3 protein-coding genes are annotated in these 3,069 nt (G+C 39.2%); all 3 read right to left on the bottom strand.

Going from position 1 to position 3,069, the window contains the following annotated elements; translation table 11 throughout:
* The coding region (locus AAC037_RS22680; RefSeq protein ID WP_339905833.1) for a hypothetical protein at positions 1-669 on the bottom strand (669 nt) is incomplete at its 3' end.
* 7 nt (positions 670-676) lie between these two features.
* Positions 677-1,468 carry a CRISPR-associated endoribonuclease Cas6 gene (gene cas6, locus AAC037_RS22675; protein WP_339905831.1) on the bottom strand — a complete coding sequence of 264 codons (792 nt, stop codon included), beginning with the start codon at positions 1,466-1,468 and terminating at the stop codon, positions 677-679.
* A 343-nt stretch (positions 1,469-1,811) separates the two neighbouring features.
* On the bottom strand, positions 1,812-3,069 hold a 1,258-nt coding region (locus AAC037_RS22670; RefSeq protein WP_339905829.1), incomplete at its 5' end, for a TonB-dependent receptor.

Here is a 3,069-nt window from a genome sequence, read left to right as displayed (position 1 = left end):
GATGGAGTAAAATCTATTCAACAAGCCATTCGTAAGGTTCGGTTTGAAAAAAATGAGCACCTTTATGTTTTTAAAAACGGTAGCCAAATACTTCGATTTGCGGGTCATCAAAACCAAATTAACATACCTCCAGAATATTTGTTTCAACTTAAAGACACTGAGGTAGTCCATAACCATACCTCCAACAGTTCTTTTTCCTTTGAGGATATTAACATGGCTACCTTTCATAACATTAAAAAGCTTTATGCTGTAACCCCCGATTTCATCTACCAAGTCAAAAGACCTGGTTCCGAGTGGGAAATTGACTTTAATAATGACTTCTATTTGAATTTTTTCGAAACCTGCCAGAGCATAGCTAGAATGGAGTTGGAAAAGCTTTTGGCGAATCATCAAATTGACCAAATCGAAATGGAATTCAAATTTTTTCACTATCTTTGGTTGTTGTTTTTTCACAGTTTCGACATCCATTATGCGCAAAAAAAACATCCCAAATAGTTTCGATGACTCCAAAATCCCAAAGGGAGATCTTTCTTTAAAGCGATCCTTGGAAATAGATAAGCTTATGGAAAATAGAATCGAAGTCCTCAAAACCCAGCTAAGAGGGAAAACCTTGCTCCCTAAAACATCTAATGCATCCGACCTATCCAAATAATTGCTAGGTATTTTCATTTTAAAACTATTTAGTTTTCAATTTAACACAGCCAAACCCCAGGGCATTCTTACTTCCAAAGCCTCCATAATATCCCAACTCCTGTATTATCGCCGGAGCACGGAGCAAAAAGTCAAACTGATAACCGATTACCTTGATCGGATTATCTTCTAAAGCCTTTAAAGTGATCCCCTTCTTCTTTGGCCGAGACTTCAATTCAAATTCCATCATAGGATAATCCGCTTCCAGTTCCTTAAATGACAAGGATGTATCAAAACTCATCAGTCGCTGGATCAGGTTGTTTTCAAAAACCGGCTTAAACCGAACGTCATCGGGCGAAAGGTAATTCGCTCCACCATCTTCTCTGGAACAACTCAAAAATACCGGCGATAGACAGCTGTAGGTCATCTCCTCCTTAAAATCCACCCTTTTTGCCCCATGGATCTGATGGATCTCATAATCCACTTGGCTGATCCTGTCTCCAATGCTTAAACGTTGGTTTAAAAATAGTCCCTTGATAAAACCTTCTGCAGCCCTGTCAATGGCAAACCGAATATCCAGGACAGCGTTTTTACCTGTATGCTCAATCCGATTATGACCTTTAGGTATTTTATAGCGATCAAATGTTAAAAAGGAAAAGGTGAAAGGTTTATACTTTTTGTTTCTGAAAGCATACCCTTCCTGGTGTAAAAAATGACAATATACCGGATCTGCTTCTTCAAAAATCCGATATATAGCTGAGGATAGTTCGTATTGGTAGTTTAAAGGAAGAAAGTTATTGTTACCCATCTTATGCAAATGGACCAAAAACTGCATCATAATAATTTTGGGTTTAAAGACTTAATGCTTTGACTTGCCAATATAGTTAATCTAAAAAACCAAAAAAATACCGTAAACAGGGTATTTTTTATGCACCTGCTTTTATTAATGGTTAATTATTTAATTATTAATTGTTAATTGGGGAGATGGACTACCGGTGCCTGAGCTTGTCGAAGGCAAAGGGGGACGGTAATGGTTAATTTTTGAATTGTTAATTGTTAATTAGAGAAGGTTTCAAGAGGGTATAGAGTGGATTGGGCGAATAAATAAACATAGCTGCCCAACAAATAAAGTAGGCTTGTCAAATGTTTGTGACAAGCCTACTTTGAATAAAAACACACAATTACAAACTAAGCTTAAAGCCTCCATTGGCCACAAAACCATCCACTGGGGCATAAATATCCCTGAATTGAGGGTCGTTAATATTGCCGGTGTAAATGGTATCAAACCTGGTCTGACGGGTATCCAACATGTTTTCAAAATTCAAGAAAAGGGAAAAATACTTTCCGATTTTCTTTTCGGACATGATACCCATGATCCAATAAGACTCCCCCGTACTGCCATCAGAAAGCTTTTGGGGACTGAAATAATACGCTTCCAGACCGATCCAGAAATCTCCATGTTTCTCATACATCAATACATTGTTCAGTCGGTGTTTGGCCACCAAAGGGTATTCGGTTGCTTCCTTGCCATAATGTTCCTTTACATCGGCATAGGTATACCCTACGAACAGTTTAAAATCATGGTAAGTCCATTTCATATTGGCTTCCACACCCTGCGTATTGATATAACCACTTGGCTGGGTGAAGGCATACATGCCATTTCCGTTTGACTGCAATAACATCGGATCTTCGATCTGTGTGTAAAACAAAAGTGCATTTGTACTTAGGCTTAGATCATCTGTCACCGGCCATTTGTAATTGACATCCAAATTAACCCCTGTAGAACGTTCTGCACTGGTTGCTGAAAAATCTATGGGTAGAATATTTCGGAAGTGCAGCCTTTCTGTGTCTTCGGTAAACTGGGTGGGTGTTTTGTAACCAAGGCCTCCCCCCGTCCTAAAGGTAATTCGCTCATTGGGCTCATACAATAAAGAAAAACGAGGAAGCAGATATGCTCCATATCGACTTTGATAATCCCCCCGCAAGCCTGTTTCTAAGGTCCATTGCCTAGCCATATTCCAGGTGTTTTGGACAAAAGTTCCGGTAGTGGTATTGGAAAACCCCAGGTCATTGTCGGGATCCCCCTGCCTTTGATCAAATTTTTCAGTCCAAAGATTCCCCCCTACAATCCACTCCATCCTTTTACCAAAAGTGACATAGTTTATTTCCGAGAAAGAGGAAACTTGCTTTCCGCTGAAAATATAATCCGGTATCGCTATAGACCTGTCAAAAAAACTGATACTGTTTTTTACCTGAATGCGAGAATGATCAGAAAAACGATGGGTTGCATCAAACTGGGTAGACAGGCGATCCGTTTCATTGGATTCAAAATAACCGGAGGCTGTTTTGCCTTCGATATAATCCATATTGCCTCCCAGCCTATCTTCGGTAGTAAAATTAAAGCCAAGATTTATTTCTGTTGCTTCATCAAGGTACCAA

The sequence above is a fragment of the uncultured Cyclobacterium sp. genome, from assembly GCF_963976465.1.
GTDB lineage: Bacteria > Bacteroidota > Bacteroidia > Cytophagales > Cyclobacteriaceae > Cyclobacterium.
Note: the sequence above shows the minus strand (reverse complement) of the source record. Positions and strands in the feature narration are given on the sequence as shown.